Origin of the sequence: Symbiopectobacterium sp., from assembly GCF_051710365.1 — a bacterium.
Classification (GTDB): Bacteria; Pseudomonadota; Gammaproteobacteria; order Enterobacterales; family Enterobacteriaceae; genus Symbiopectobacterium.
The window spans coordinates 1-3,494 of the sequence record NZ_JBPETA010000256.1 but is presented as its reverse complement, the minus strand read 5'-3'; the positions used below and the strand labels follow the sequence as shown (position 1 = coordinate 3,494).

The 3,494-nt window shown below is 53.3% G+C and carries 2 protein-coding genes and 3 pseudogenes; 3 read left to right on the top strand and 2 right to left on the bottom strand.

Going from position 1 to position 3,494, the window contains the following annotated elements:
- Positions 1 to 109, top strand: a pseudogene (locus ACTBDZ_RS16125) (IS5 family transposase); the annotation flags it as partial.
- A 13-nt stretch (positions 110 to 122) separates the two neighbouring features.
- Positions 123 to 446 (top strand): annotated as a pseudogene (locus ACTBDZ_RS16120) (TOBE domain-containing protein); the annotation flags it as partial.
- Between the two features lie 196 nt (positions 447 to 642).
- On the opposite strand, the gene ACTBDZ_RS16115 reads toward ACTBDZ_RS16120, so the two are convergent.
- Positions 643 to 1,464: a pyridoxal phosphatase gene (locus ACTBDZ_RS16115; RefSeq protein ID WP_438816061.1), complete on the bottom strand. Its 822-nt coding sequence runs from the start codon at positions 1,462 to 1,464 to the stop codon at positions 643 to 645.
- 97 nt (positions 1,465 to 1,561) lie between these two features.
- On the opposite strand from ACTBDZ_RS16115, the gene pgl reads away from it, so the two are divergent.
- Positions 1,562 to 2,560: a 6-phosphogluconolactonase gene (gene pgl, locus ACTBDZ_RS16110; protein WP_438816060.1), complete on the top strand. Its 999-nt coding sequence runs from the start codon at positions 1,562 to 1,564 to the stop codon at positions 2,558 to 2,560.
- A gap of 182 nt (positions 2,561 to 2,742) precedes the next feature.
- Here pgl and fdnI read toward each other — a convergent pair.
- Positions 2,743 to 3,349, bottom strand: a pseudogene (gene fdnI / locus ACTBDZ_RS16105) (formate dehydrogenase-N subunit gamma).
- Positions 3,350 to 3,494 lie beyond the last annotated feature (145 nt).

Below are 3,494 nucleotides of genomic sequence, written 5' to 3'. Positions count from 1 at the left end.
AAAGGAATATCGACGGATCGCCACACGTTATGAAAAAACGGCAAGAAACTATCTAGCAATGGTGAAACTGGGCTGCATCCGCGTGTTTTACCACCGGTTACGCAATTAAGGGACACAGCCTAGTACACATGACTGCACTGTCGCTGGGCGAGCAACGACTGTGGGTGAATCGGGTTTCCATGCCGTTGAAAACGCCGCTGCGTATTCGTGTCAACGCGGTCGATGTCTCTTTGGTGTTGCAACCGCCAACGGCGAGCAGTATTCGTAACGTGTTGCCCGCTAAGGTGTTGGAATGCATTGATGTCGATGAACAGGTCGACGTGAAGCTGTCGGTGGGGGGACAAATCCTCTGGGCGCGGATTTCACCTTGGGCGCGCGATGATCTGAGACTGCGTGCGGATATGTGGCTGTATGCGCAGATCAAAAGCGTGTCGATTACGGCGTAGGGCTTTCTGTATGTGCCATGCACGTTATCCTTGTCCTTTCCAAGTCATTCCCACGACCCCTCACGTCATCCCCACGCCCACGCCTTCTCACGTCATTCCCGCGCAGGTGGGAATCTCTTACAGACGAAACGCGTTTATTCTGCCAGAGATCCCCTGCTTGCGCCGAGGATGACTAAGAACGTGGCTGAGGATGACACTATTGCAACACGCGCTGGCGGATTAACTGCGCAATAGCCGGTTCTTCATTGTGTCCGATAACCAGATCGGCGTGCGCTTTAACGGCGTCATCACTGTTGCCCATGGCAACGCCGAGTCCTGCGGCTTCGAGCATACTGATGTCATTGAAGTTATCGCCAAAGGCCAACACCTCGCTCATGTCATAGCCCTGAGACGTGACCCACTCACGCAGCAGCTTGCCTTTATTATTCCCGCTTTGGGCAACGTCAACCTGATCCTGCCAGGACCACTCGCAGGTCAGGCCAAACTCGTCCATGACCCGATTGGCAAAGTTGTCTAATGCTTGCGTATCCGAATGCGAAAGGGCAAATTTCCAGATATTTTGCACCCGATCGGCTGCGTTCAGCAGGTTGTCAACGTGAAGGAAGGCGGGGCGCTGGTGTGGAGGCAGGGGTTCATCCCATGCCTGAGTGCGAATCACATGGCCGGTGGGTTCTTGATACAGCATGCCGTCATCGGCGTACATCAGACCGTGAATGCCATATTCGCCTAACAAGGTCAGCACGCTTTTAGCCTGTGTCGCTGTCAATGGATTGACCTGCGATGTCTGTTTATTCTGATAATCGTACAGATAGGTGCCATTGCAGCAAATCGCCGGTGTATCCAGATCCAGCGCCTGATAGAACGGATGAATCGCGGAATGGTGCCGCCCCGTGGCGATCACCACTTTGACACCCTGTTGGCGCGCTAGCGCCAGTGCAGTGAGGGACTCCGGTAAAATTTTCTTTTGTTTGTCCAGCAATGTGCCATCCAAATCAAGAGCAATGATACGATACGTCATAGCGGTCCTATTAAGAGAGTCTAGAATTGCGTTAATGCCCATAATGTTACACCCCTAAGTGGCATGGCGCAAAATGCGACAAACCAAGGAGAAAAGCATGCAGCAAGTGGTCTATATCGCCAGTCCGGAAAGCCAGCAGATTCACGTCTGGCAGTTGGCGTCTTCGGGGCAGCTCACGTTGTTACAGGTTGTCGATGCGCCGGGTCAGGTGCAGCCGACGGTGATAGCACCCAACAAACAGCATCTTTACGTTGGGGTACGCCCGACGTTCTCGGCCATCAGTTACCGTATCGATGAACAAGGTTTGCTGACGCAGGTTGGTTCTGCCTCGTTGCCGGGAAGTCCGACACATTTGTCCACTGACCGCCAAGGGCGTTTCCTGTTTAGCGCATCCTATAGCGGAGAAACGTTGAGCGTCAGCCCGATTGATGCCGAAGGCATTGTGGGGGAGCCGATTCAACAACTGGATGGGCTGTCAGGCTGCCACTCGAGTAATATCGACCCTCAAAACCGAGTGCTGTGGGCACCGTGTTTGAAAGAAGATCGCATTCGTTTGTATGACGTTTCTGCTGAGGGTGAGCTGTCCGTTGCGGCGCAAGCAGACCTCCATGCAGTGGATGGCGCAGGCCCACGGCATATGGATTTTCACCCCAATCAGCGTTTTGCCTACTGTGTGAATGAGTTGAACAGTACGGTTGACGTGATTGAGTTGCACTCGATGGCGGGCACAGCGCGCACTGTGCAGTCGCTGGATGCCATGCCGCAGGGCTTTGCGGATACCCGCTGGGCTGCGGATATTCATTTGACGCCAGATGGTCGTTTCCTTTATTGCAGCGATCGTACCGCCAGCCTGTTAAGTATTTTCCAGGTGTCCGAAGATGGCAGTACCTTGACGCTGGTGGGACATCAACCAACGGAGATGCAACCGCGCGGTTTCAACATCGATCACCGGGGTGAGTTTGTGATTTCTGCTGGACAGAAGTCCCAGCACATTGAGGTGTATCGCATCGATCAGGAAAGTGGAAAGCTGCAACCATTGGCGCGCTATGCGGTAGGGCAGGGGCCGATGTGGGTGAGTGTGTTGGCGCTTGATTGAGTCGTGCAGGAATCGTGGCTTCATTTTTCGTCATCCCCGGCGAAGGCCGGGGACCTCTGGCAGAAGTAATGCGTTTCGTCTGTAAGAGATTCCCGCCTGCGCGGGAATGACGTGAGAAGGCGCGGGAATGACAGGCCTGATAAAAGAGGTTCCCGCTTGCGCGGGAACGACGAGATTGAGATTTACTTTTTCTCTTCTTCTTCGTTAAGCACCTGACGCGCCCAACGCGGGTGGTGCTTACGCGCCCACTTGGCAGAAACTTTGCCTTCGATCATGCCCTTGATGGAACCACGTACCCAGAACGCCATGTACATATGAATCAGGATGGCGTGGATCAACACGATAGCTGCCGCCGCGTGAACCAGAATGGCGTAACGTACGATATCGATCGGGAACAGATGAGCAAAGTAAGGCCGCCACATGATGATGCCGGTAATCAGCAACAACAGAGTCAACCCCATGATGCTCCAGAACATCATTTTCTGGCCTGGGTTGTATTTGCCCACATCCGCGACGTTATGTTCATTGCCTTTCAGAACCTCAACGATATACAGGAACTAGGGAAGGTCACGGCGCTTCGGAATATTGTGGCTCACAAAACGGAAGAACATCGGCACCAGACAAACCACGATCAGAATGCCGAAGAACGGGTGCATGATGCGTCCCATCTGCGGCGTACCGAAGGTCTGCGTCAGCCATTGCAGCGTGGGGAAAAACAGCGCAATCCCGGACAGCGCCACCAGGAAGAAGCTGATTCACCACAATCCAGTGACATGTAGCGCGGCGAATTTTTTCGCATAGAGTTGCATATCCGTCATTCCGCACCTGATTTTTCTTTTTTCGGGACTTGACGGTATTCTGAAGTTCTGAATTTATTACTGCTTTTTGCAGACCAATCAGCATGAGTACTCCCCACGTTACCATCCGTAACCTT

Bases quoted from the DNA above. Each gene is read 5' to 3' on its own strand.
- ACTBDZ_RS16115 (WP_438816061.1), bottom strand. From the start codon at position 1,464: ATGACGTATCGTATCATTGCTCTTGATTTGGATGGCACATTGCTGGAC.
- pgl (WP_438816060.1), top strand. From the start codon at position 1,562: ATGCAGCAAGTGGTCTATATCGCCAGTCCGGAAAGCCAGCAGATTCAC.